Here is a 23,156-nt window from a genome sequence, read left to right as displayed (position 1 = left end):
GGGCAGGCTTCGGCGACGGGGCGACTGCGGCCTGCTGCTGAACCTGAGCCGCGTTGGGCATGAGCGTCTGGATGAGGAGCTTGCCCAGTGCCGGAAGGGGCGCTTGATCGTTGGCGCCAGCGGGCTTGTGCCCGATCGGCCGGTCGAAGGGCGCTATCCCCGACGGCTGAGGGATCTGGAAGGCCTGGTCCGGACTCGGCTGTGCCGCAGCGGCAGCGCCCTCACACGGTTCCGCGTTGGCCGGTGGCGCTACGCCCGTCGCCGTGCAAAGTCCGACGACCAGCGCCGAAGCCAGTGACAGCGAGGGGATACGAGGGCGCGGCGACACGACACACCTTTCGGGGCGGGACGTCGCTGTGACGTCTGTTATCCCTTGTGACGATAGGGATTCGTGGGTCTCTTGTGACCAGTCCTGTGCCGATAGGTATGCGTCCGTGACCGTGTCGAAACCTATGAATGCGGTTTGACCGGTCCGGGCGACAACCAGCTGGGCTAGTCTCCATGGCGAAGAAAAAGGGGGGACCATGAAGCGTGGTTTTTGTGTGGCGGCAGCCCTGGCGGTGGCCGTCGGCCTGACGGGTACGGCCTGCAGCAGTTCGGGTTCCGGCAGCACGTCGTCGGCGGGCTCGGCGTCGACGACCGCCAGTGGCCCGGCGGTCACGGCTGGCCAGCTTCCCGGGCTGGTGCCCACGCCGGCGAACAGCCAAGGGACTAAGGGGCCGGACAGCATCTCCGACAACGGAATTCATCTTCACTTCGCGGTCAACGGTGCGCCCAGTGACGTGATGGCTGCCTATAAAGCCGCGTTGAAGGACAAGGGGTGGGCGGTGACCACCATCGTCACCTCGGGCGGCGGAGGCAGCGGTGGCGCCACCTACACCGGAACCAACGGCAGCGCCTACGGCGTGTTCGACGGCGGCGGGTTCAACACCTCGACCTACATCAACGTCTGCGCCTGGACAACAAAGCCTGCAGAGCCCAACTGCGTGCGCGGGGACGGTTAGCGGTCGAATTCGCATCCTGGGCGCAGACGGGTTCTTGTGAGCCGCCGTTTGACAGCGCTTGTCGCTGCACTTCTACTTCTGTTCACCCTTCCCGCTGAACATGCTTCTGCGATCGGGGATCTGCCCCGTGCGTTGACGTTCGGGGGTGCGCAGCGCACGTACGTATTGCATGTTCCGGCCGGCCTCGATCACCCGAACGGGTTGGTGCTCAACCTGCACGGTGGTTCGCAGACCGGGTTTAAGCAGGCCGCGGAGACCAACTACGACGCCGTGGCCGACCAGCACGGCTGGATCGTGGCCTACCCCGACGGTATCGATCTGAGTTGGGCCGACGGGCGCGGAGCCTCGAGCCCCGACCGACAGGGTGTGGACGACGTCGGTTTCCTGTCGGCGCTCATCGGCCGGCTCACCCACGAGTATGGAATCGCGCCGGGCCGCGTCTTCGTCACCGGGATGTCCGCGGGCGGCTTCATGGCGACCCGCCTGGCGTGTGAACGTGCCGACCTTGTCACGGCCATCGCTCCGGTATCGAGCACGCTGGGTGTCGACGTGCCCTGCAATCCGTCCAAACCCGTTGCGGTTCTTGCGGTTCACGGCACTGCCGACTCGGTTGTGCCTTACAACGGTGGCCGCATGGTCGGTCGGGGCGGAGCCAGCACGGTGGTGGCGGCACGCACGATGGTCGATCGTTGGCTCGCCTTCGACCGCTGCCCTCCCGCGGTGCGGACTCCGATCGCCGGAGGAAAACGCCTCTCCGCCAACGGATGTGCGGCTGGTACTGACGTTGTATTTGTCACGATCGACCGGTGGGGCCACGCCTGGCCGACCAGGCCTGCCGCTCCATTTGATGCGACGCAGGCCAGCGCACAATTCTTCGCCGCCCACGGCGGCTGAGCAAGCCGGCGTTACCGCGGCTGGCCGCCGGGCAGCCGGACCACCTGAACGAAGAATTCGTCGATCTGGCGCACCGCGCTCATGAACTGGTCGAGGTCGACGGGCTTGGTGACGTAGGCGTTGGCATGCAGCTTGTAGCTGCGCAGGATGTCCTCTTCGGCCGAGGAAGTGGTGAGCACCACGACCGGAATGTGGCACAGGTCGTCGTCGGATTTGATCATCTCGAGCAGCTGACGCCCGTCGTACTTGGGCAGGTTCAGATCCAGCAGGATCAGGTCGGGCCGAGGTGCGTTGGCGAATGCGCCGCGCCGGTACAGATAGTCCAAGCCCTCCTGGCCGTCGTGCACGACGTGCAGGGTGTTGTTGAGCTTGTTGTGCTCGAACGCCTCCCGGGTGATCAGCTCGTCTCCGGGGTCGTCCTCGATGAGCAGGACATCGATTGCGCGACCGTTATCGGTCATGAAGCGGTTCCTTCCAATTGCGGCTGATGCGTGGGTGTGGTGATGACGGGCAGGGTGAACTGAAAGCGGGTGCCGTCGTTGTAGGAGGTGTCGATTGAGATGGTGCCGCCGTGGTGCTCGATGATCTTCTTGACCAGCGCCAGGCCGATTCCGGTGCCGGAGTACGCATCCCGGGCGTGTAGCCGTTGGAAGATGACAAACACCTTGTCGACGAACTCGTCGGCGATGCCGATTCCGTTGTCGGAGAAAGTGAACACCCACTGACCCTCAGCCTCGCCGGAACCAGGTTCGCAGGCGATCGTGATGCGCGGTGTCTGATCGTCTCGACGGAACTTGACCGCGTTGCTCACGAGGTTTTGCCACAGCATGGTCAGCAGTGTCGGGTCGCCCAGCACTTGGGGCAACGGTCCCGAACGGGTGATCTCGGCGCCGCTCTCCTCGATCGCTGTGGAGACGTTACCGATAGCGGCGTCCAGCACGGTATCCAGGTTGACCCTGACCTGGGTCGAGTTCAGCCGGCCGACACGGGAGAACGTCAGCAGGTCGTTGATCAGGACCTGCATGCGCTTGGCGCCGTCGACCGCGAAATCGATGTACTGCTTGCCGCGTTCGTCGAGCTGATCCCCATAGCGCTTCTCCAGCAGCTGGCAGAACGAGGCCACTTTGCGCAGCGGCTCCTGCAGATCGTGGGAGGCGACGTAGGCGAACTGCTCCAACTCGGCATTGGAACGGCGCAACTCGCCGGCTTGTTCGTCCAGCAGTTCGCGCGCAGCCCTGGATGCTTCGAGCTCGTCGACGATGCGTTGCCGCATGTCTTCGACATCGGAGGCAATGGAGCGAATGTCTCTGGGCCCCTGCGGAATGATCTTCTCGCCGAAGCTGCCCTTAGTGATCCGCCGGCAGGCCGCGGCCAGCGCCTCCAACGGCCGGGTGACCGTGTTGCGAATCAGGATCGCCATCGCGAACCCGGTGATGAGGAAGGCGGCGATCATGGCGCCGAGAACGCGGTCGCGCCAGGCGCGGGCCGTAGTGAGCTGGCCGAGCGCGTCGGTCCGCGCAGTGGCCAGATGTTCGTTCTGAATGTCGAAAAGCGCTCTCAGGGAATCGAATTGCGTCTTGCCTGCTTCGACATTCGCCTTCGTCACCAGACTGGGCACGCCTGGGGTCACGCTGGCGATCAGCGGCTCGGCGTACCGGCTGCGCCACGCCGCCGCGGCACTTTCGACGGCATCCAAATCGTTGAGCAGCTCTGGTCGGCCGTCCAGGAGCTTCCGAATCGCCTGCGCCGCAGACTGTTCGTTGCGTTGTCCGTCGTAGTAGGGCGCCAGGAACTGAGGGTCGGCGGCGATGACGTATCCGCGTACGGCGGTCTCCTGGTCGGACAGCGCGGCCTGAAGGCGGTAGGAGGCGACGCGGGCGGGCTGGATGTCGTCAATGAGTTGCCGACTCGTCTCGTCGGTGCGGTTCAACAGCATGGCTCCGCCCAGTGCGCCGCCGAGCACCACCACACCGACGACCAGCAGCACGAGTGTGAGCCAGCCCCAGACCGTCAGCGCTGACCGTCGGGTGCCCGGCCGGTCACTCATTGGGGGGTCCGTTCCACGCGCAGCACGGCGATGTCGTCGCTGATCCCGCCGTGCGACTGAGCTAGGGCTTCGGCTCCCTCGATGAGCGATTTGACGAAGTCCGGACCCGGCAACGTCGCGATCGACCGCGCCAATTCCAACAGGCCTTCTTCGCCGAGGCGTTCGTTGCCGATACCGGAGTGACCCTCGAAGAGGCCATCGGTCAGCAGGACCAGGCCGTGGCCGTCGGGCAGCTCCAACTCGTTCAGCGGCCATTGTTGCGCGCCCAGGCCTAAGGCCGGGCCGGCCGGCGGCTCAAGCCATTCGACGGTGCTGGGGCCGTGCAGCAGCATCCCCGGGTGGCCGGCGCGTACCGCGGTGAAGCCGCGTCCGTCGGGCGAGAGCGCCACGCTGAGCACGGTCGCGAAGATTCCCGAGCCGGCCCGCTCCGCTCGCAGGATTTGCTCGAGTCGGCGCATCCGCTCGTTGCCGCGAAGCCCGGCGAATGTGAAGGCGCGCCAGGCAATTCGCAACGCGGCGCCCAGCGCAGCCTCGTCTGGGCCATGGCCGGCGACGTCGCCGACCATGACGTGTACGGTGCCGTCCGGCGTCTGGACCATGTCGTAGAAGTCGCCGCCGAGTAGGGCATTCTCCCGGCTGGGCCGGTACTGAGTGACGATCTCGACACCGGGGTTGTCGTCGAGCAGCGGCAAGGGCAGCAGCGCCCGCTCCAGCCGGGCGTTCTCCTGGGCCCGCACTTGGCTGGTGTGCAGGTCGACGGCGGTCAGTTCGGCCCGCTTGCGCTCAATGGCATACAGCACCGACCGGTGCAGCGTCTCCGCCTCGACATGACCTTTGACGAGGTAGTCCTGCGCACCGGAGGCCATCGCCGAAATGCCAAAGTGCTCGTCGTTGAGGCCGGTCAACACCACGATCGGCAGCGTGGCGTCGAGTTTTGCGACGCGGTCGACGGCCGAGATGCCGTTGGCGTCGGGCAGATTGAGATCCAGCAGGACACAGTCCGGCCGGCCACCGGACAGCTTCTGTTGAGCGATGGCGATCGACGGCGCCCATTCCACCGTGATGTCCGCGCCGGCGTCGTCGATCAATTCCTCGACCAGGATGGCGTCGGCTTGATCGTCCTCGATCAGGAGCAGCGACAGTGCTCGCTTGCTGGCACCGGCAAAGCCGGCGGGGTTGAGCCCCTGTGGGTCATAGGGTGCGCGCATGGGCCATCGAATCCTTATTCGTTAGATTTGGCCGCGCTTTGACCTGGGCATTCATGAAACAACATATCTACCCTACCGGGTGGCCTGGCGGGGTCCAACCGTCCCCGAACCTAAGCGCCGGTCAGCGGTGGGCTGAACCGTTCAGTGGTTGCCCGTTGGCGCTTTCCAGCAGGCAGATCACTGTGCTCGGGTACGGGTTGTCGGATGTCCGGTCCTGGTCGGAGTCGATCAGGTAGGTGTACGTGTACTTAGCGGCCCCGGGCGCGGTCCCCGTGTACTGCTGGAACCCGGTCGCGCATTGGCTGGTGGCGACGTCTGCAAGGGCCGCGTTGACCGGGATCGGAGCACGCAGATAGGCCTCGGCCAGGTGCGGTTGACCGCAGTCGACCAGGGGGACCGTCACCACAGCCGGATCTGCTGGTGGTGGGTCGGCCAGACAGTCACCAGCCTTCAGATCCACCCACTTCACGGTCCGAGGTTGCGATGCCGGGGCAGCCGCTGGCGTCGCCGTGGTCGTCGTGGTCGACGTGTTTGTCGTGGTCAGCGTGGGCGTCGTGGAGCTGCTGTCCCCGCAGCCGGTCAGTGCGGTGACGGCAAATCCGATCACCGCGCCCCAAGCCGTTCTGCGCATCTCCTTGTGTTTACCGGACAGCGCCACTCGGGTACAGGCGTTCGCATCATGATCATGACAACTGCAAAGGTGGGGTTCGCGGCTGCGCTCGGCGCCATCACACTGGCTGCTGCCGGGCCAGGATTCGCTCAGGCCGATCCCAACGGTCCACCGCAACCGCCCGTGGTTCCCGCGCCCGGGGTTCCGAGTGGTCCCGGCGGCACCGCCGGGCCGCCGGGTAAACCGCTCCCGCCAGGACAGGGGTATCTGCCCCCGGCTGGCCATCACGCCCAGATCGACGAAGTGGTGCCGGCGTGGGCGCCCCCCGCGCCGCCGCCTCCGCTGTGGGCGCCATGGCTGCCGGTGGTCTGGAACGCGGATCTGCCGGCCTGGGGTGTCTGGTGGAACGGCGGCTTCATCCAGTTCTAGAAGCTGCTGTCGCGAATACGCACGGCCACCGTGTCATCATTCCTAGCGACCATCATGACGCGTGCGATGATGCGCAGTATGCGACTCGGGTTGCACGCATTGGGGATCGGTGCGGGTGCAGAACCTGCGGTGATCCAGGCGGTGGCCGTGGCCGCCGAGCAGAGTGACTTCGCGACCTTGTGGGCCGGGGAGCACGTCGTGATGGTCGACCACTCCGCGTCGCGGTATCCCTATGCCGACGACGGCAAGATCGCCGTGCCAGCCGACGCGGACTGGATCGACCCGATGATCGGCTTGTCGTTCGCCGCAGCCGCCACGACAACCATCGGAATTGCCACCGGGGTGCTGCTGCTGCCTGAGCACAATCCGGTGATCGTGGCCAAGCAGGCCGCCAGCCTCGACAAGCTCAGCGGCGGCCGATTCTCCCTCGGTGTCGGAATCGGTTGGTCGCGTGAGGAATTCGATGCTCTAGGTGTCCCGTTCGAGCGGCGCGCCGCCCGCACCACCGATTACGTGGCTGCGATGCGGTCCATCTGGTGTGACGATATCTCTTCCTACGCGGGAGAATTCGCCAACTTTGAGAACATCAGGGTCAATCCCACACCGCGGGCGGGCCGGATTCCGGTCCTGTGCGGCGGCAACAGCGATGCCGCGTTGCGTCGCGTCGCACAATGGGGTGACGGCTGGTACGGATTCAACCTCCGAGATGTCGACGACGTCGCGGTTAAGGTGACGGCGTTGCACCGTTTCTGCGAGCAGGCGGGCCGTGATCCGGGCGAACTGCGGTTGGCGGTCGCGCTGCGCGAACCGGATCCGTCGGACGCGGAACGTCTGGCACAGTTGGGAGTCGACGAACTGGTTCTGGTCGCCTCGCCACCGGAGGATCCGCAGGACGTTGGTCCATGGGTGGCCGGGCTAGCCGCAGACTGGCGGTGAACCAGCGGAGCACTGGACAGCGGTAGCGGCCGACAGCTGACGATTCAGTACTGGTAGTCGGCCAGGTCGGTCGCGCCCTGGCGCACGTCGCCGTCGAGCAGCAGCAGCGCGGGCACCATCTCGGAGGTGACCAGCCCGTGGCGGCCCGTCACGTCGTCGATGAGGTCGAAGCACTGGGCGATGACCTCGGGAGTGTCGACGACGATTGTCGTCACCGGCACTTGGCGACCATATTGAATGAACTTGTCGCCGTGGGGTTTATGGTCACCGTGGAAGCCCCAGATACCGCGCAGCACGGTGGCGCCGCTGACGGTCTCCGACTCCCACAGCTGCCGGACCAGCGCCCGGTGGATGGGCAGCCCGTCGTGGCGGGTGGCTTCGTCGGTGTGGATGGTCAGCTTCTGGCGCAGTTGGCGGCCATGAGCATCGATGGCGGGGAGTGCCGGGGGGCGGGCCAGCAGCTGGCCGTCGCGCTTGCACACTTGAACGCGCTCGACAGTGACGAGCGGCTGGTACATCAGGGCCTCGAGTTCGGGGAGCGCGCGCTGCGCCTGTACGGCGGTACCGATAGCAATGATCATGATCGGCACGTCGATGTTGCTGCTGAAAAAGTGGGCGCGACGTCGTCGACCGTGGGCGGTGCCGTCCACGCCGAGGTATACGGTCGCGCCCGCGAAGCCGAGACCGTGCAGCAGATCGCAGACCGCATAGAAGGCGGCTGCACCATTGATCCGACGACGGCGGCCGACGTAGATGGTGAGTTTGACCGGGTCGTCGCCCGCGGGCAGCGGCGCGGCGGAGAGTTCGGTGGTATGGAGCTGGGCGCGCTCGAGGGTGATCAGACCGTGGGTGGTGATGGAGACGACGTCATTGATCAGACCGCCCATCGTGGCCGCGGTGTCCACGGCGGCGACGGCGACCGGGGGATCCTCCGACAAGGTCAGCGACTCGTCGCTGCGGATGATGTGCCGGGGGCCGAAGCTGGCGATGCCGCGCAGCAGCACGCTGCTGGCGACCTTGTGCTCGGCGTAGAGGTCCAGCATCTCCTCGGCCAGGAAGCGGGAACCGGCGCGCTCGCGTTCGCCGAAAAACGCGGTCAGCTTGAGGTACGCGTCGCTCACAGCATGCTCGCAATCCACTGGCCCAGCATCGCCGCGGCGACGCCGAGGATGACACTGAGTACGAGATTGGCGACGGCAGGCCAGGCCCGACGCTCCTCGGTCAGGCGCTGGGTTTCCAGCATCCAGGTCGAGAACGTGGTGTAGGCACCGATGAGTGCGGTCCCGGCCAGCAGCGCGGCTTCATGGCTCAGGGCGAGCCCGGTGACGAGGCCCAATAGCGCCGCACCGCTGAGATTGACCGCGAGCGTTCCGAAGGGGAACGGCCGTGCGGCCCAGCGGCCCACCGCGCGGTCAACCACGAACCGCGCTACCGAACCGAAGCCGCCGATGACGAAGACCCCGGCCCACAGAGCCACGTTCATGCGCGAATCCTGACCTGGCGCACCAGGGCCGTCGCGAGGTACACCGCCAGCAGGCCTGCAACGAGGCTGACGACGGTATAGGCCGCCGCCAAAGCGTAGTGGTGGTGCTCGATCATCTTCAGCGTCTCGACCTGCATGGTGGAGAACGTCGTCAGCCCGCCGCACAACCCGGTGCCCAGCAACGGGCGACGGTAGCTGGACAACGGCAGGCGTTCCAACAGGCGAGTGGTGAAGTAGCCCACCAGAAACGCGCCCACGATATTGACGATGAACGTCGCCCACGGCCAGCGGGCCGGGTCGGACGCGAGCAGAGTCGCCAAGCCCGCGCGGGCGAGGGTGCCCACCGCGCCGCCGACGAAAATGGCCGCCAGTTCCCGGTTGTCATGGCCGAACATGGGCAACCCCCTTAACCGTGGATGAATCCGCGAGCAAGTATCACCCCTAGGAAGGCAGAATTGGCGCCATGGCGGCTAACCCCCGCGCCGGTCAGCCGGCGCTTCCCGAAGACCTCGTCGATCTGCCTCATCTGGTCACCGCGTACTACACGGTGAACCCCAACCCCGACGACATCGACCAGCAGGTGGTGTTCGGTACGTCGGGGCATCGCGGCTCCAGCCTGGACGGGGCGTTCAACGAGGCGCACATCCTGGCCACCACACAGGCGATTGTCGAGTACCGAGCTGGCCAGGGCACCACCGGGCCGCTGTTCATCGGCCGCGACACCCACGGGCTGTCGGAGCCGGCCTGGGTGTCGGCACTGGAGGTGCTGGCCGCTAATGACGTTGTCGCCATGATTGATTCGGCTGACCGCTACACCCCGACCCCGGCGGTCAGCCACGCCATCCTTGCCTTCAACCGGGGCCTGACCTCCGGTCTGGCCGACGGTATCGTCGTCACCCCGTCGCACAATCCGCCGCGCGACGGCGGCTTCAAGTACAACCCGCCCAACGGTGGCCCGGCCGACACCGACGCCACCGGAGCGATTGCCAAGCGCGCCAACGAAATTCTGCGCGGCGGCCTCAAGGATGTGAAGCGGGTGCCGCTGGCACGCGCGCTGCAGACCGCGCAACGCCACGACTACATGGACGCCTACGTCTCGGACCTGCCCAACATCGTCGACATCCACGCGATCCGCGCCGAGAAGATCCGCATCGGTGCCGACCCGCTCGGCGGGGCAAGCGTCGACTACTGGGCGGCTATCGCCGAGCGGCACGACCTCGACCTCACCGTGGTCAACCCGCTGGTCGATGCGACGTGGCGGTTCATGACGCTGGACACCGACGGCAAGATCCGGATGGACTGCAGCTCACCCAATGCGATGGCCTCGCTCATCGCCAATCGTGACTCCTATCAGATCGCCACCGGCAACGATGCCGACTCCGATCGGCACGGCATCGTCACCCCCGATGCCGGGCTGATGAACCCCAACCACTATCTGGCGGTGGCGATCGACTATCTCTGCTCGCACCGCCCGGACTGGCCCACCAGCGTGGCGGTCGGCAAGACAGTCGTCAGCTCGTCGATCATTGACCGGGTGGTCGCCGGTCTGGGTCGCAAGCTCATCGAGGTACCGGTTGGCTTCAAGTGGTTTGTCGACGGATTGATCAGCGGCACAATCGGTTTCGGTGGCGAGGAGTCGGCGGGTGCGTCGTTCCTGCGTCGTGACGGCTCGGTGTGGACCACCGACAAGGACGGCATCATCATGGCTCTGCTGGCCTCGGAGATCCTCGCGGTTACCGGGTCGTCGCCGTCGCAGCGGTACGCCGAACTCGCCGCCAAGTACGGCTCGCCGATCTATGCGCGCGTCGACGCCCCGGCCAACCGGGAGCAGAAGGCGCGGCTGGCCAAGCTGTCCCCGGATCAGGTGACCGCCACCGAGCTGGCCGGTGAGCCGATCACCGCCAAGCTGACCACCGCGCCGGGCAACGGAGCCCCGTTGGGCGGACTGAAGGTGACCACCGCCGACGGCTGGTTCGCCGCGCGGCCCTCGGGCACCGAGGATGTCTACAAGATCTACGCCGAGTCGTTCAAAGGCCCCGAGCACCTGGCGGAGGTGCAGGAAGCCGCCCGTGAGGTGGTGAATACAGTCATCTCGTGAGTTCCGTCGCGGAGGGTGACTGTCCCTCGGAAGCCGAGGCCACCCTTCCGCGGGAAGTCTGGGTTCTGATCGCCGCCAACGCGGTCATCGCCCTCGGGTACGGCGTGGTCGCGCCAGTGCTGCCGCAGTTCGCCCGCAATTTCGGGGTGAGCATCAGCGCCGCGACGTTCGTGATCACCGCCTTCGCGGTGATGCGGCTGTGCTTCGCCCCGGCGTCGGGCTTGTTGGTGCAGCGGTTGGGAGAACGGCGCATCTATGTCAGCGGCCTGCTGATCGTGGCGGTGTCGACAGGGGCGTGCGCGTTCGCCCACACCTATTGGCAGCTGCTGCTGTTCCGGTCGCTGGGCGGCATCGGTTCGACGATGTTCTTCGTGTCCGCGCTGGGTTTGATGATCCGGATCAGCCCGCACAACGCCCGCGGTCGGGTGGCGGGGATGTTCTCCAGCGCGTTCCTGGTCGGATCGGTGGCCGGTCCGTTGATGGGCAGCCTGACCGCCGGCCTGGGGCTGGCCGCGCCGTTCCTCATCTACGGGGTGGCGCTGCTGATCGCGGCGGCGGTGGTGTTCATCAGCCTGCGACATTCGTATCTGGCTGCGCCGGCCCCCGCGGACGAGCTGACGGTGACCCTACGGGTGGCGTTGCGGCACCGGGCTTATCGGGCGGCTCTGCTCTCCAATTTCGCCACCGGCTGGTCCGCGTTCGGCCTGCGGGTGGCGCTGGTGCCACTGTTCATCACCGAGGCGTTGCACCGCGGCCCGGGCGTTGCCGGTGCGGCGCTGGCCACCTTCGCGGCCGGCAACGTCGCGGCGGTGATTCCCTCGGGGCGGCTTTCCGACCGGGCCGGCCGGCGGCCGCTGCTGATCATCGGGCTGGGGGCATCCGGACTGACGACGGCGATCGTGGGCGCGGCCACCTCGCTGCCGGTGTTCTTGGTGGGTGCTTTCGTCGCCGGTGCGGCCACCGGGGTGTTCACCTCACCGCAGCAGGCCGCGGTGGCCGACATCATCGGCAAAGCCCGCGGTGGGACCGCGGTCGCGACGTTCCAGATGATGTCGGATTTCGGGTCGATCGTCGGATCGCTCGGTGTGGGGGAGATCGCCCAGCACTTCTCGTTCGAGTGGGCGTTCGGGGCCAGCGGAGCCATCCTGGTCGCGGCGTCGATCGGGTGGCTGCTGGCACCGGAAACCCGCGATAGCCCGCCGCTGGAGCACACCTCGGCCCGTCCACTGGGTCCGGAGGGCGCTGGCGAGCTGCCCTGACCAGCGATTTTGAAGCTCGCGTGCCGGTGGTGTAACTTCGGTGGGCACACCTGGGGCTATGGCGCAGTTGGTAGCGCACCACACTGGCAGTGTGGGGGTCAGGGGTTCGAATCCCCTTAGCTCCACCAGGCACGACGGTATTGTCGGCAACACACGGCAGGCCGTTTGACGGCGATTCTGACGACAAATTTCATTCGCACGTTGGCGCCATAGTCGAACAGTTCCGGACTCGTACCGCTGCGTGTCCCGCGAGCCCGTTTCGCCAGCCACAAGGCCAGTCTGCAAATCGTCCCGACAAGGGACCGATCGCTAACTGTTCCAAATCGCGGATTGTGCTGAAAAACGTGCGCCGTGGTGGCTGCCGTCCGCCACCACGGACCGAATGTCGCGGCCGCAATGAACGCGCGGACAGCTGATCCAGGACGCTGTGAGAACTCTCTTTACTGTTGTCAAGGCAATCGCCCTGCCGCATGAGCTGATCGGACGTGGCAAGCGTTCGTAATCCACGCCGAGCCGGCCCGCCAAGACCAGGGCGCAACGCGCTACTGCAGGGTCGCGTAAATTCTCAGAGAATCAAACCCAAGAACCTAACGCAGCACTTAACGAAAGCCACCATGTCCGAAGATCAGAACACAGACGTCCCACCGAATCACCTCTCCATCGATCCGCGCAGCGCCTTCTACAGCGAAGAGGTGCTCCGCCGCGACGTGGGTATTCGCTTCAATGGCGTCGAGAAAACCAATGTCCACGAATACAACGTGGCAGAGGGTTGGGTGCGTGCTGAAGTGCCTACCGCTAAGGATCGCCGCGGAAATCCTATGGTCATCAAGCTCAGCGGCACGGTTGAACCTTATTTCCGCCTAGCGGAATAGCGGACGCCTCTGGGTTATTGGCCCGGCTGTCCACCGGGCCCGGCTGTCAGCCTGTGGCTCTAGTAGCGCTGTCGGATGGTCCTTCCTCCCGGCTTGGCTCGCGCGGTTCACCGGTTGGGTCCACAAGCTGCGTATGTCGGCAACCCGGCCGATTTCGCAGGCGGTCGTCGGTCATCCGCCGGTAGGCGGGCAGAGCCTGATTAATCAGAAAGGGTCTTGGCCCTAGAGACGGTCGAACTGCTCGGCGTGGGTCAGATGATGTTGAGTCGGTCGAGGAACGGTTGGGCGGCCGACCGGTCGCCCGTGATCTGGCAATAGTCGCGCCAGTTCTTTCGCTGGGTAGCCCACCGAATGAAGTCGGTAGCCGTGCTGGTGATTTCGATGAAGCCATCCCGCCCGGAACTGACAGTCAGCAGTTCGTTGGGCGCGTCGGCGGGATGCACGGTCACAGTCATCGCGCCGGGGCCGGTCAGCCGTAGAACAAGTGGTTCTGTGACGGTGGCGGTCAGTTCGGTTCCTTGCATCTGCGGCAAGCCCGCCAGCATGAACTTGACGGCGGGCGCCACGAGTCCATCGGTCGGCGCTGGTACCCGGATCGGTAACGGCCCGTCCGGAGCCAGCATGTCGTTGCGCAGATGGCAGAACACGTTGAACGCCATGGTGTTCGCCAGCATGTGACGCGGGTAGGTGCCGAGTCCCGGCACCGCAACGGTCTCCTCGGAGCGCTCGCCGTCCTGTGCTTCCTCGAGGAGATCGAGTTGGCGGGGGCCGTAGGTCTGCCATTCCTCGATGACCTGAGCGTGGGTGTATGCGCGTCGTTGATTGACGCGGTAGTCGTGGTATCTCTCACGAACGGTCGGCGCCGAGGGATCCGGCGGCGGAGGGGTGACGGCCTCGTGGGCCAGCGCGGCCAGATGCGCGATGATGTCGATGACGCGCCAGCCGGCGCAGGCCGACGGCAGATCCCACTGGGCATCGGTCACCTGGGCGATGACGTCGTTCAATTGCTCGGCGCTCTCACGCGCAGCCTGAAGACCGTTGCGGCTCAAAATATCTCCAATCCAGCGGGGAGCGCCGCCGCGTGCGGCGCCCCCGAACCGTTCGTTGTCATTCGCCGATCCACACCGTCTTGACGTTCATGAATTCGCGCATGCCGAGGTCGGAGAGTTCGGGGTTCTACTTGGCTGCCGCGCTGATCGAGTCGAATTCCTCTTCGGTAAAGGCGATTCCGGTTGCGGCGACGTTCTGCTCCAGATGACTGACCTGTGAGGTGCCAGGGATCGGCAGGATCGCCGGTGACCGCTTGAGCAGCCACGCCAGCGCCAGCTGTGACGGCGACGCGTCGTGGTCGACGGCAAGTTGATGCAAGGGGCCGTCGCTGGCCGCCAGTGGTCCGGCAGCCAACGGGAACCAAGGGATGAACGCGATACCTTGGGCCTCGGCCTCGTCGACCACTGCCTCGGCGCTGCGATTGGACAGGTTGTACAGGTTCTGCACCGACACGATCGGGGTGATCTGCTGTGCTGCCTTGAGTTTGTCGACATCGACTTCCGAAAGTCCGATGTGGCGGATCTTGCCCTCGGACTTCAGATCAGCCAGCACGCCGACCTGATCGGCGATGGGGAAGTTCGGGTCGACCCTGTGCAGCTGCAGCAGGTCGATGCGATCCACCCCGAGCCTGCGCAGGCTCATCTCCACCTCCTGGCGCAAGTAGCTCGGGTTGCCCAGCGGAACCCATACGAGTCAGCCGTGTCGATGAAGGTGATGCCTAACTCGACGGCGCGACGAAGAACACGGATGCATCCGTCATGATCGGCGGGAGGTCCCCAGATGCCCGTGCCCGTCAAACGCATCGAGCCGAAGCCGAGACGATTGACCGTGAGGTCGCCGCCGATATCGATGGTTCCGGCGGCCGCGGCGTCAGTGGTAGTGGTGTTCGTCATCTTCGCTCCCTATCGGTGTGCGACCTTGGCGATCTGAGTGTCCCAATTCTTAGGTCGCAGCGACACCGCACGGCGTGCGATTTTCAAGCCTTGAGACGTGGAAAGCCTTTCCCTCACAGGTGGTTGACAACCTGTGCCGCCGGAGTCGGGGCGTTGAACATCGCGCGGCGATTGATGGATCGGCCATGGGCTTGCATCGAGGAGTCGATGCGGTCGCGCCGCCCGTTTTGTCGACTGTGTTGTGCTCGAAGTCGTTGCCGCCGTTGATGACTCGTGAAACGTGGTTCGCCGGTCGTATGTGTGTGAACAGCGCTGATGATTGCAGATTTAATTAATGGTGCAAGCAATATTCCTTCATGTCGAAAATAAGTCTCCTTGGTGTAGTCAAGATCGAAAAAATTATTGACGAAATTCGCGAAATCGCACCACAGCTAACTGCTACCGTGGCATCTGTCCGCTTCTGAAGAGTTTAGGCGGCGACATGGGTCGGGCGTGGACCTGAATACCAGGGAGTCTTTGTACTGATCACGGTGGTTGAGGCGCAGCCACGGTGGCCGGGGGTCCAATCTGCCTAGCTGGATGTCCTTGTGCTTCCAGCTATCTCAAATTGATTAGTGAATCAATCATCCGGATCGGGGGATCCGGGACTCCGAAGGGAATCAACCATGTCCGCATTAACTTCTATTGGAAAACATCGCAAAGTGGATTCCGCCTATGCAAAAGCAGCCAAACGGGCCGCGGGTGGCGCGATGGTGGGTGCTGCCTTGACCGCCGGGTTCACGGGTGCATTCGGCGCCGCCACTGCATCGGCTGCACCGACGTGCGCAACGGCACCGCTGTGCACCGGCCTGCCTACCGCTTCAGTCATCGGCAACGCCGGCGGCGGTGGCGTCACCCAGGCACTCGTGAAAGCCAATGCAGCGCCGGGCATCCCCGGCGCTGATCCGATTACGATCCTCAACGCCTTCATGGAGCCCATCCTGGCCAATCCGGCGACGCTCGTGCTGACCGGCGGAATGATCGGCGACGGCACCCTGCCGGGTCAGAACGGCGGCTTTCTGATCGGCAACGGTGCGGCCGGCGTGCTGCCTGGCCAAGCCGGCGGCAACGGTGGGCTGCTCTACGGCTCCGGCGGCAACAGCGCGCTGGGCAACGGCGGCAACGCGGGCCTGATCGGCAACGGCGGCAGCAGTGTTGCCGGCGGCAACGGCGGCAACGGCGGGTTGTTCGCCGGGAACGGCGGGTCGGCGGGCACCGGAAACGGCGGCAACGCAGGGCTATTCGGCAACGGTGGCAGCAGCATCACCGGCGGCAACGGCGGCAACGGTGGGCTGATCTACGGGAATGGCGGAGACGGTGGTGCCGGGAATCCACTGGCGGTCGCCAACGGTGGCCGGGGCGGCAACGGCGGCTTCTACGGTAACGGCGGTAACGGCGGCGACGGCAGTGTGCTCGGCGGGGCCGGCGGTGCCGGCGGCAATTCCGGCGGAGTCGGTAACGGCGGTAACGGCGGTAACGCCGTCGTCGACCCCGTGCTGGGCACTCCCTATGCCGGTGGCAACGGTGGCGCAGGAGGCCAATTCGGCGGTAACGGCGGCAACGGTGGTAACGGAAGCTCGAACCTGGTCGCGGTGGGGGATGCCACCGGAGGCGCCGGCGGCGATGGCGGCGCGTCGGGAGCCCTCGGCTACGGCGGTAACGGCGGTAACGGCGGTTCGGTGACGTCGGCTACCGGAAACGCCACCGGCGGAACTGGTGGCCGGGGCGCATCTTCCGGATTGGGCGGCAACGGCGGCAACGGCGGTAACGGCGGCACCGGCATATCAGCAACCGGGAACGGGACCGGCGGTGACGGCGGAAACTCAGGCCGCGGTGGCACATTCGCCGGTAACGGCGGCAAAGGCGGCACCGCCGGTGATGGCATTGCTCTTACTACCGGCAACGGGACCGGCGGCACCGGCGGAAACGGCGGAGGCGGCGGCGCCTATACCGGCTCCGGCGGTGCCGGTGGCAACGGCGGTAAGGGAACTGCCGTCACCGGCGTCGGCACCGGCGGTAAGGGCGGCAACGGTGGGACCGGTGGCGGTCTGTTCGGCAGCCGCCCAGGACCCGGCGGTAAGGGCGGCGCCGGTACCACCACTAACGGCGCACACGGGCAGAACGGGTAAACCCGCGACGACGGAATCGGTGGCCCCGAACCCTTCTTGGGGCCACCGATTTCGGCTGTAGACGTGCGGCGCTGGGCCAAATTGGAGGCCTGCTCGATTTGGTGGTTGGCTCAACGACGCGTCTTTTGTTGGGCCAGATAGTGTTCGATCAGCGGGTGTGGCAGTGTGCCCCCGGCGGTCATCACCAAGTACGAGTTCGTCCAAAGCGACGGAAGTCGGGTACGCAGCGTGGGGAACTCGGCCCTCAACTGCTGAGCCGATGTCGCCTTCATGGCTTTGATCAGGCGGTGTATCCCCAGCTGTGGGGGCACCTCGACGGTGAGGTGCACGTAGGTTGGCGCAGTGTGCAGCGCTAGTAGGCAGCCATTTTTCTCGGCCACTACCTCTTCGATGATGGTGCGCAAGCGTGCTTCGATCTGCTTGCTGATGACGGGCGCGCGATATTGGGGGCACCAAACGACCTGATAGATGCACCGATGCGTGACCTTTTCTGACGTCCGAAGGGGTACTCGTATCGGCGTACTTTGCGGTGCGGCGGATGGCGCTGCACCGACTGCAGCGCGCCGGATCAGCGGGCGCGGGTTGGACGGGGATTGCATGGGTCGATGGGCGTGCACGACTCATGCCTGAGTTCGTGCGGTCGCGGGGGCGCCGGCCTTTGCGGTGGTTGTCACGAACGTTTGGTTAAGTACCTGTGTCGCAGTGCTTTTAGATGGTATTGAGGCAGTGCGACGACCCGCTGCCCCCGTGGCTCTCGCGAGACTTCCAGTTGAGACCCCCACCCCCCGTCGAACGGATCCACCACCCACGACCTGCTCCCTGGCGTTCTTGTTGTGCCGACTGATTGTCAGCCGTCGACATCGAGTCAGGCGCCCAGTGCGAGCGCGGGCCTGCGATGCCTCTTTGCTGGAGTGAGGGTACCTCATCAGGATTGACATGTCAGTCCGGTATATCCAGCTGTTGGCGACCGGCGGTCCTGGGTCACACAGACACGTTGTGGGCTGCCCGAAAAAGTTGTCGGATCGGGCTGGAAATGCAGGTTCTGCCGATCTGGGGCGATTCGCCAACCCCGGGGGAGGTCCGGCCCGCTGTGTGGCAATGCCGGTTCTGTTCCGCGGAGCGATGGGAAGACGCGGCGGTATACAGATTTGCGAAGTTGTTCGCTATCGCGTGGTGTCGGGCTTGACTGCGCCTGGCAGATACATCGGTAGCGGATCGGAGGCGGTGCCGAAGACCCGATCCGTGCACGCGCCCCGACATCCCCGCACCGATGATGTGCCGGCCCGTGCGCCGGAATGTTTTGTCGTGCAATTGATTGAGTAATGAGGGGTGGGCATCTCGTCTAGACTGACACCACAGTCCGATAATTCAGAAAGTTACTTGTGAGTACCTCAACGCCGGGTCGCGCCCGTGGTGCAGAGCTGGTTTGTCGGTACTCACACGGATGGGGACGCAGGACGTGACGCGGCAGAGCTCCGCGCCCGCCCGCGATCGCACGAAGGGCCCGGTGGGCCGACCGAAAGTCCTCGGCCTCGGGGAGAAGCGCCGCGAGGAAATCGTGACCGCGGCACTGCAGGTGTTCAGTGCCCACGGTTTCCACCGCACATCGATGTCGGATATCGCGCGACAGGCCGGCGTCGGCCAGGGCACGCTCTACCGTTACTTCGCCAACAAGCGCGATCTTCTGGACCATGTCTTCGACCACGCAGTGTCCCAGATCGCCATGGCACTGGATCTCAGTGACGAGGCGGGGCCGTTCGATTCACCTGACGAGGCGCTAGGGCTGATAGAGATCATCGGAACCAGGCTGTTCGCTCTCACCGACAACGATTCGGCACTACTGCGATTCTTGACCGTCGAATGCGGCGCGATCGATGAGGAGTTGCGCCATCGCGTTGCCGGGCTTGCCTCCTCGGTGGATGTGTTGCTCACACAGCTCTTTGAGCGCCTCGCGGGGGAAGACACCGAGACCGCCAATTTGCCACTCGCCGGGAGATTGGTCATCGGTGTGGCAGGGCCAGCATTGGTGATGTCACTGCGCGGCAATCGAGATGCGGCCCAACGATCCGCGTTCCTCGCCACCGCCACGGCGATCGTCGACCACGGTCTCCTGGCCTCAGCCGAGGAGCCCGTCCCATGACGAACTCTGTTGCGGCCGAACGAACCCAGAAGCTGTATGACGCTGCGGTCCAACAGTTCCTCAGCCGTGGTTACTACGACGTCGACGTCGCTCACATTGCTGCTGCCGCCGGGGTCAGTCACGGGACGTTCTACAACTATTACTCCAACAAGCGAGCTGTGTTACACGCCATCCAGCAGACCACCGAGGATGCGATGGTCAAGGCCTTCTCCGGGCTGCGGTCCGCATCCGCGCCGACCACCCGCGACGAGTTCATTGACGAGTTCACCGCCCGGATCGGCAGCGGGATGACGTTCATGAACCGCCATGCCGAACTCATGAGATTCGTTGCGGTGACGGCCGTTGGAGTCGACGCCGACGCAATGGACAAGGCGTTGGTTGGCTATGAGCGACTGGGTGGCACGATCACCGAATTTCTCGCTTTTGGGCGCGAACGCGGATGGGTCCACGCCGACATCGACCTGACCCTGGCCGGGCAAGCAGTGATCTCCGTCGTCGTGACGGCCCTCCAGCCGGTCCTGCTCGAGGAAGCCGTCGACTTCGACGCGGCCGCTGCGGCGAAGGCGTGCGCCACGTACTTACTGTCGGGGCTTCGCCGTCCGAAGAACAGCGATTAGACCAGCGTGGCGCGCCACGCTGAATTCGCCTGACCCATTGCTGTCGCCGGTTCCGCTCCCAGGATCCATTCCTCGGAGATCGCGCGCCAAGGCGCCTGTGCCTCAAGGGTTCCCAACAGACCACAGACACTCATTTCGGTACGTCGGGAGAAGAGATGGGCGCGAGGTACCTGCTGGCGGTAGATTCCGCGACGAAATTCAGATCCCGGCAGGATGGCCTGTGACAACGATTTATGGACAGTCTTGGCGGTGATTCGATTGACGCCGGGGGTCAGATGCCAGCTGGCCACCGTCTGAAGATAGGTCAACACTTGCTCGGCGGGCATCGCTTGCTGATCGACGATGAACCCGCCACGAACAGCCAGACGATAGGCGGTATCGGCGTCACCGCCTAAGACTGCGGCAAAGGCTTTCCGCTCTAAATCCATTTCCGCAGAGCGCATTTCGACATAGAGTCCAAAGTCCACAAAGCCTACCTGGCCGTCGTCGAGCAGCAGAATATTGCCCGGGTGTGGATCTGCGCAGAACTTGCCCGTGGTGTGCAGATTGCCGCAGTAGAATCGATAGATCGCTTCCCCCAGCCAATCCCGTTGCTGCTGAGTGAGACTGTCGGCTCGATCCAGCTCGGTGCCGGCGAGGTACTCGGTAACCAGGACGCGAGGACCGCACAATTCGACGATGGGTTCAGGGATCCGGAAAATTGGATGCCCTCGATGCGCCTCGTAGACTGCGCGGTGATTGGCCAACTCGCGCTGGTAATCGAGCTCAAGCGTGATCTGGTCCGTGATCTCGTCGACAAGGTCTAACAGCCCGACGTCGGGCAATGACCGCGCCCGCAGACGGACCAGCAGTGCCAAATTTTTCAGATCGGCGCGGACCGCCGGCTTCGCCGACGGGTATTGGATCTTGACCGCGACAACGCGCCCATCGGCCAATGTTCCTCGGTAGACCTGTCCAAGCGACGCGGCCGCAATCGGGATCGGCTCCAGCTCGTGAATCTTGGCGCGATTCGCACCCAGGTCTGCGTCGAGTACCCGGAACATCTGCGTGTTGTCCACGGGTGGAGCTTTGCGAAAGAGGGGTGCCAATTTTGCGGAGAACTCGTCGCGGGCCGTGGCCGAGCTCAGTCCGAGGTTGAGGAGCGCGAGAGCTTGCCCGAGCTTCATCGCCGCGCCCTTCATCGAGCCCAGCGTGACGACCAGATCGTCCGCCATCTTCAGCACTTGTTCGTCGCGAATGCGTGCCTTGTCCTCCTCGCCGAGAAACGGCTCGCGGACACGCCGCACCACCGTTCGGGAGGCGTGGCTGACCGCGACACGTCCCAGGCTGGCGCCGCGGGTGGCACGGTTGCGCGATGGTTCACCTTCAGACATCGCGGGTGATCCTACGTCGCGAAAAGTAGCTGGGCGAGCCATGGTGATCCCGCTGCTGCTGGCCGCGTCGTGAGGAGCCTGGCCGAACCGTGCTGTCTGCTGTGGCGTCGCACCCACGGCTAAAGAAAGCCCGAGATAACTAGGTGTCACCTAAATAGCAACGATTGCCATGCAGTGCGAGGCGTCGGTCTATTCTGACGGCCCCGTAGATACGTAGCTGTACCTGGGGCGGGTCAGAATTGGCTGCAAAACATGGCGGTCTATACCGTGATTCGACCTGCCGAGCTGCACATTTGGCCCCTGGAAATTTCTGGTACCAGCGGTACCGTTTGGGCTGTCGGCGCGATGTTGCCGATGAGGTCCGGATCGCCGAGGAGCCACCGCAATGTACGCCAGACGTCGCACCGATCGGCCGGCGCCAGGAAAGATCGGGAGGCGGCTGTGGCAAACGGGTTGGATTCTCTGGCCACTGCGGATCGGCATCGCAGTCTTCACGTGTCTCGTGGTCGCGCTGGCGGCTCTGCAGTTGCAGGCCGCCCTGGCTTACGAGTTCGCCGGCTCGGCGGGTGCGGGGGATTCTGCGGCGCGCCTGGTCGCCGCCGCCAGCGCGGCGCCCCAGTCCCGCGGTGGGTCGCCCTCCCCGTTGGCCGCCCTGATCACGGCCACTGCTGCCGGGCCAGTGCCACTTGTCTTGCCCGCCGGGCTGGGTGAATCGGTATCGACCCCGGATGGGGTGGTGGTCTATCCCGACGCCGGCTTCGACGTCATTGCTGACAACACCCGCACCGTGGTCTGCCAAATCCGGCCTGGGCTGTATCAGGTTTCCGTGGACATCGAACCTACGCCCGCTTCCCTCGGGCCACGTTATGTCGACCCACCCGTGCAGGTTGCCGGTACGGCGCCGACTCCGTAGGGCGCGCGCAGGCTTCTAAGCCGTTCGGCGCAACCGCACCACATCGTGCACTACGCAACCCACCTGTTCGGCGGCCTCCGCTGGCGACAACGCCGGGTTCAGCAGGATCTGCATCTCCGCGGCGCTGAAAATCGGCTCAGCATCCCACGGTGCTTGATCCCAGCCAGCGTCACTGAAGCCGGAAAACAGTTCATCCTCGTCCATCGCTGCCCTCACGAATCATCTCAGTGGACCTGGTCAACTCGGCGCCGAGGCGTGGTCGTAATCGAATCGCGACGTTCGGCTGGCCCCCGCATCTGTAGCCGAATGTGGTTCTGCTTCTGAGGGTACCGGCGTCGGCCCGAACTCGCCGACCCGCTCGACCGCGCAGCGCAGTCGCCGAACGTCGCGGTCTAGTCGCTGAAGTTGCCTCCGAAGGTCGGTGATCGATACCGAGGTCCTGTGATGCCCGTCGACGACGCCCTCGTCATGAGCAAGCAGTGTTCTCAGACGGTCATGGTCTATCCCCGTCGCTACAGCCAGCTGCATCAACGGAATGGCCCGTCGCTGTTTGTAGCGCCCCTGTTTCCAGAGTGCGGCAATTGGCGCGCCGATGGAGTCGCTGCCTCGGCCACCCTGTTCGATAGCTGTAACGATGGCATCTCGCGCGTTCGGCGGCAGCTCGAGAACAGCTGAGATAACGCGCCGGACTCCGGGATCGTTGGCGATGACCAGCCATGCGAGCTCACGCTGTAAGAGCGTTGTGTAGTCGGAGTTTTCGTCGGTGAAGTAGGCGGGCAATACCCCGAAGAAGTCGGCCAAGGCCTGGACGATCAGTGGTGACGGGCGCAAGCGGTAGCCATTGCGTAACTGGCAGAAATAAGCCGCCGAGACCTCGGTGCCGCGCGCAGCCAGCGCGCGAACGATCTCTGCGTCGGTGTAGCGTCGCTCGCCCACCGGCCGGATGGCTGCAACGAGTAATGCCAGCCGGTCTGCAAAGGATGCCTTTCCGGGGGAGGAGCTTGATCCACTCAGGGGATCCCAGATGGGCTGCGGTGACACGGCATCAGCCAATTCCGCGGGGCTTCTTACTGTCGCTCCGTCTCGTTTCATATTCGCGATTCGGTCAAGAGAATGTCGGGGGACTGGCGATCCCCAGGTGGAAGGGCTCGGACACACTTCG

At 64.9% G+C, this 23,156-nt stretch carries 23 protein-coding genes, 1 tRNA gene and 2 pseudogenes; 12 read left to right on the top strand and 14 right to left on the bottom strand.

Features of this window, described 5'->3' with window-relative positions:
- Nucleotides 1–328 (bottom strand): annotated as a pseudogene (locus tag CG716_RS03850) (DUF4185 domain-containing protein); the annotation flags it as partial.
- Between the two features lie 196 nt (nucleotides 329–524).
- Here CG716_RS03850 and CG716_RS03845 point away from each other — a divergent pair.
- Together CG716_RS03845 and CG716_RS03840 are read left to right on the top strand one after the other, a co-directional pair.
- On the top strand, nucleotides 525–1,004 hold the full coding sequence (locus CG716_RS03845) for a hypothetical protein (RefSeq protein ID WP_094476566.1): 480 nt from the start codon (nucleotides 525–527) through the stop codon (nucleotides 1,002–1,004).
- A 36-nt stretch (nucleotides 1,005–1,040) separates the two neighbouring features.
- Nucleotides 1,041–1,898: a CE1 family esterase gene (locus CG716_RS03840; protein WP_094476564.1), complete on the top strand. Its 858-nt coding sequence runs from the start codon at nucleotides 1,041–1,043 to the stop codon at nucleotides 1,896–1,898.
- An 11-nt stretch (nucleotides 1,899–1,909) separates the two neighbouring features.
- On the opposite strand, the gene CG716_RS03835 is transcribed toward CG716_RS03840, so the two are convergent.
- The 4 genes from CG716_RS03835 to CG716_RS03820 all read right to left on the bottom strand — a co-directional run bounded on the left by CG716_RS03835 (nucleotide 1,910) and on the right by CG716_RS03820 (nucleotide 5,784).
- Entirely contained in the window at nucleotides 1,910–2,359 is a 450-nt protein-coding gene (locus CG716_RS03835) for a response regulator (RefSeq protein ID WP_094476562.1), read from the bottom strand.
- Nucleotides 2,356–3,945, bottom strand: coding sequence for a sensor histidine kinase (locus CG716_RS03830; RefSeq protein ID WP_094476560.1), 1,590 nt, complete (start codon nucleotides 3,943–3,945; stop codon nucleotides 2,356–2,358). Before CG716_RS03830 ends, CG716_RS03835 begins: the two co-directional genes overlap by 4 nt.
- Nucleotides 3,942–5,153 (bottom strand): PP2C family protein-serine/threonine phosphatase, encoded by a 1,212-nt coding sequence (locus CG716_RS03825; RefSeq protein WP_094476558.1) that lies wholly within the window; start codon nucleotides 5,151–5,153, stop codon nucleotides 3,942–3,944. The genes CG716_RS03830 and CG716_RS03825 overlap by 4 nt, the downstream gene beginning before the upstream one ends.
- Nucleotides 5,154–5,274: 121 nt before the next feature.
- Nucleotides 5,275–5,784 carry a hypothetical protein gene (locus CG716_RS03820; RefSeq protein ID WP_094476556.1) on the bottom strand — a complete coding sequence of 170 codons (510 nt, stop codon included), beginning with the start codon at nucleotides 5,782–5,784 and terminating at the stop codon, nucleotides 5,275–5,277.
- Between the two features lie 54 nt (nucleotides 5,785–5,838).
- On the opposite strand from CG716_RS03820, the gene CG716_RS03815 reads away from it, so the two are divergent.
- Together CG716_RS03815 and CG716_RS03810 are read left to right on the top strand one after the other, a co-directional pair.
- Nucleotides 5,839–6,192 carry a hypothetical protein gene (locus tag CG716_RS03815; RefSeq protein WP_165774013.1) on the top strand — a complete coding sequence of 118 codons (354 nt, stop codon included), beginning with the start codon at nucleotides 5,839–5,841 and terminating at the stop codon, nucleotides 6,190–6,192.
- 78 nt (nucleotides 6,193–6,270) lie between these two features.
- Complete coding sequence (locus tag CG716_RS03810; RefSeq protein WP_094476653.1) at nucleotides 6,271–7,128, top strand: LLM class F420-dependent oxidoreductase; 858 nt, start codon at nucleotides 6,271–6,273, stop codon at nucleotides 7,126–7,128.
- A gap of 44 nt (nucleotides 7,129–7,172) precedes the next feature.
- Here the strand turns inward: CG716_RS03810 and CG716_RS03805 are convergent, their stop codons facing one another.
- Genes CG716_RS03805 through crcB (CG716_RS03795) form a run of 3 tightly spaced genes read right to left on the bottom strand, consistent with a single transcriptional unit; the run spans nucleotide 7,173 to nucleotide 9,006 of the window.
- Nucleotides 7,173–8,249 carry a DUF190 domain-containing protein gene (locus CG716_RS03805; protein ID WP_094476554.1) on the bottom strand — a complete coding sequence of 359 codons (1,077 nt, stop codon included), beginning with the start codon at nucleotides 8,247–8,249 and terminating at the stop codon, nucleotides 7,173–7,175.
- Complete coding sequence (gene crcB / locus CG716_RS03800; RefSeq protein WP_094476552.1) at nucleotides 8,246–8,611, bottom strand: fluoride efflux transporter CrcB; 366 nt, start codon at nucleotides 8,609–8,611, stop codon at nucleotides 8,246–8,248. Before crcB (CG716_RS03800) ends, CG716_RS03805 begins: the two co-directional genes overlap by 4 nt.
- Complete coding sequence (gene crcB / locus CG716_RS03795; protein WP_094476550.1) at nucleotides 8,608–9,006, bottom strand: fluoride efflux transporter CrcB; 399 nt, start codon at nucleotides 9,004–9,006, stop codon at nucleotides 8,608–8,610. Before crcB (CG716_RS03795) ends, crcB (CG716_RS03800) begins: the two co-directional genes overlap by 4 nt.
- 68 nt (nucleotides 9,007–9,074) lie before the next feature.
- On the opposite strand from crcB (CG716_RS03795), the gene pgm reads away from it, so the two are divergent.
- The 4 genes from pgm (at nucleotide 9,075) to CG716_RS03775 (ending at nucleotide 12,840) form a co-directional block, all read left to right on the top strand.
- Complete coding sequence (gene pgm / locus CG716_RS03790) at nucleotides 9,075–10,709, top strand: phosphoglucomutase (alpha-D-glucose-1,6-bisphosphate-dependent) (protein WP_094476548.1); 1,635 nt, start codon at nucleotides 9,075–9,077, stop codon at nucleotides 10,707–10,709.
- The gene (locus tag CG716_RS03785) at nucleotides 10,706–11,968 is read left to right on the top strand and encodes an MFS transporter (RefSeq protein WP_094476546.1); all 1,263 of its coding nucleotides are present in this window, start codon (nucleotides 10,706–10,708) and stop codon (nucleotides 11,966–11,968) included. Before pgm ends, CG716_RS03785 begins: the two co-directional genes overlap by 4 nt.
- 52 nt (nucleotides 11,969–12,020) lie before the next feature.
- Nucleotides 12,021–12,096 (top strand) — tRNA-Ala (locus tag CG716_RS03780).
- Between the two features lie 486 nt (nucleotides 12,097–12,582).
- Complete coding sequence (locus tag CG716_RS03775) at nucleotides 12,583–12,840, top strand: DUF3297 family protein (protein ID WP_094476544.1); 258 nt, start codon at nucleotides 12,583–12,585, stop codon at nucleotides 12,838–12,840.
- 251 nt (nucleotides 12,841–13,091) lie between these two features.
- On the opposite strand, the gene CG716_RS03770 is transcribed toward CG716_RS03775, so the two are convergent.
- Together CG716_RS03770 and CG716_RS03765 are read right to left on the bottom strand one after the other, a co-directional pair.
- A complete protein-coding gene (locus tag CG716_RS03770; protein WP_165774012.1) occupies nucleotides 13,092–13,889 on the bottom strand; it encodes a maleylpyruvate isomerase N-terminal domain-containing protein in 798 nt (265 codons plus the stop codon).
- A gap of 127 nt (nucleotides 13,890–14,016) precedes the next feature.
- Nucleotides 14,017–14,783: pseudogene (locus tag CG716_RS03765) on the bottom strand (aldo/keto reductase).
- 701 nt (nucleotides 14,784–15,484) lie between these two features.
- Between CG716_RS03765 and CG716_RS31050 the strand changes: the two are divergent.
- Entirely contained in the window at nucleotides 15,485–16,951 is a 1,467-nt protein-coding gene (locus CG716_RS31050; protein ID WP_165774011.1) for a hypothetical protein, read from the top strand.
- Nucleotides 16,952–17,061: 110 nt separating this feature from the next.
- Here the strand turns inward: CG716_RS31050 and tnpA are convergent, their stop codons facing one another.
- Nucleotides 17,062–17,466 (bottom strand): IS200/IS605 family transposase, encoded by a 405-nt coding sequence (tnpA, locus tag CG716_RS03755; RefSeq protein ID WP_094476651.1) that lies wholly within the window; start codon nucleotides 17,464–17,466, stop codon nucleotides 17,062–17,064.
- Between the two features lie 944 nt (nucleotides 17,467–18,410).
- On the opposite strand from tnpA, the gene CG716_RS03750 reads away from it, so the two are divergent.
- Both CG716_RS03750 and CG716_RS03745 read left to right on the top strand, forming a co-directional pair.
- Nucleotides 18,411–19,091 (top strand): TetR/AcrR family transcriptional regulator, encoded by a 681-nt coding sequence (locus tag CG716_RS03750; protein WP_234817693.1) that lies wholly within the window; start codon nucleotides 18,411–18,413, stop codon nucleotides 19,089–19,091.
- Nucleotides 19,088–19,708 carry a TetR/AcrR family transcriptional regulator gene (locus tag CG716_RS03745; RefSeq protein WP_094476538.1) on the top strand — a complete coding sequence of 207 codons (621 nt, stop codon included), beginning with the start codon at nucleotides 19,088–19,090 and terminating at the stop codon, nucleotides 19,706–19,708. The genes CG716_RS03750 and CG716_RS03745 overlap by 4 nt, the downstream gene beginning before the upstream one ends.
- On the opposite strand, the gene CG716_RS03740 is transcribed toward CG716_RS03745, so the two are convergent.
- Nucleotides 19,705–21,081 (bottom strand): ABC1 kinase family protein, encoded by a 1,377-nt coding sequence (locus tag CG716_RS03740; RefSeq protein ID WP_094476536.1) that lies wholly within the window; start codon nucleotides 21,079–21,081, stop codon nucleotides 19,705–19,707. The genes CG716_RS03745 and CG716_RS03740 overlap by 4 nt on opposite strands.
- A gap of 385 nt (nucleotides 21,082–21,466) precedes the next feature.
- On the opposite strand from CG716_RS03740, the gene CG716_RS03735 reads away from it, so the two are divergent.
- Nucleotides 21,467–21,994: a hypothetical protein gene (locus CG716_RS03735; RefSeq protein WP_094476534.1), complete on the top strand. Its 528-nt coding sequence runs from the start codon at nucleotides 21,467–21,469 to the stop codon at nucleotides 21,992–21,994.
- Nucleotides 21,995–22,009: 15 nt separating this feature from the next.
- Here CG716_RS03735 and CG716_RS03730 read toward each other — a convergent pair whose 3' ends face one another.
- On the bottom strand, nucleotides 22,010–22,198 hold the full coding sequence (locus tag CG716_RS03730) for a hypothetical protein (protein WP_094476532.1): 189 nt from the start codon (nucleotides 22,196–22,198) through the stop codon (nucleotides 22,010–22,012).
- Nucleotides 22,199–22,231: 33 nt separating this feature from the next.
- Nucleotides 22,232–22,930: a hypothetical protein gene (locus CG716_RS03725; RefSeq protein WP_094476530.1), complete on the bottom strand. Its 699-nt coding sequence runs from the start codon at nucleotides 22,928–22,930 to the stop codon at nucleotides 22,232–22,234.
- Nucleotides 22,931–23,156 lie beyond the last annotated feature (226 nt).

The sequence above is a fragment of the Mycolicibacterium sphagni genome, from assembly GCF_002250655.1.
Taxonomy (GTDB): Bacteria; Actinomycetota; Actinomycetes; order Mycobacteriales; family Mycobacteriaceae; genus Mycobacterium; species Mycobacterium sphagni.
The sequence above is the reverse complement of the archived record's forward strand: the minus strand, read 5'-3'. Positions and strand labels throughout refer to the sequence as shown.

Coding starts and splice junctions, on each gene's coding strand:
- CG716_RS03845 (WP_094476566.1), top strand. CDS start 525: ATGAAGCGTGGTTTTTGTGTGGCGGCAGCCCTGGCGGTGGCCGTCGGC.
- CG716_RS03835 (WP_094476562.1), bottom strand. CDS start 2,359: ATGACCGATAACGGTCGCGCAATCGATGTCCTGCTCATCGAGGACGAC.
- CG716_RS03830 (WP_094476560.1), bottom strand. CDS start 3,945: ATGAGTGACCGGCCGGGCACCCGACGGTCAGCGCTGACGGTCTGGGGC.
- CG716_RS03825 (WP_094476558.1), bottom strand. CDS start 5,153: ATGCGCGCACCCTATGACCCACAGGGGCTCAACCCCGCCGGCTTTGCC.
- CG716_RS03820 (WP_094476556.1), bottom strand. CDS start 5,784: ATGCGCAGAACGGCTTGGGGCGCGGTGATCGGATTTGCCGTCACCGCA.
- CG716_RS03815 (WP_165774013.1), top strand. CDS start 5,839: ATGACAACTGCAAAGGTGGGGTTCGCGGCTGCGCTCGGCGCCATCACA.
- CG716_RS03810 (WP_094476653.1), top strand. CDS start 6,271: ATGCGACTCGGGTTGCACGCATTGGGGATCGGTGCGGGTGCAGAACCT.
- crcB (WP_094476552.1), bottom strand. CDS start 8,611: ATGAACGTGGCTCTGTGGGCCGGGGTCTTCGTCATCGGCGGCTTCGGT.
- crcB (WP_094476550.1), bottom strand. CDS start 9,006: ATGTTCGGCCATGACAACCGGGAACTGGCGGCCATTTTCGTCGGCGGC.
- pgm (WP_094476548.1), top strand. CDS start 9,075: ATGGCGGCTAACCCCCGCGCCGGTCAGCCGGCGCTTCCCGAAGACCTC.
- CG716_RS03775 (WP_094476544.1), top strand. CDS start 12,583: ATGTCCGAAGATCAGAACACAGACGTCCCACCGAATCACCTCTCCATC.
- CG716_RS03745 (WP_094476538.1), top strand. CDS start 19,088: ATGACGAACTCTGTTGCGGCCGAACGAACCCAGAAGCTGTATGACGCT.
- CG716_RS03740 (WP_094476536.1), bottom strand. CDS start 21,081: ATGTCTGAAGGTGAACCATCGCGCAACCGTGCCACCCGCGGCGCCAGC.
- CG716_RS03735 (WP_094476534.1), top strand. CDS start 21,467: ATGTACGCCAGACGTCGCACCGATCGGCCGGCGCCAGGAAAGATCGGG.
- CG716_RS03730 (WP_094476532.1), bottom strand. CDS start 22,198: ATGGACGAGGATGAACTGTTTTCCGGCTTCAGTGACGCTGGCTGGGAT.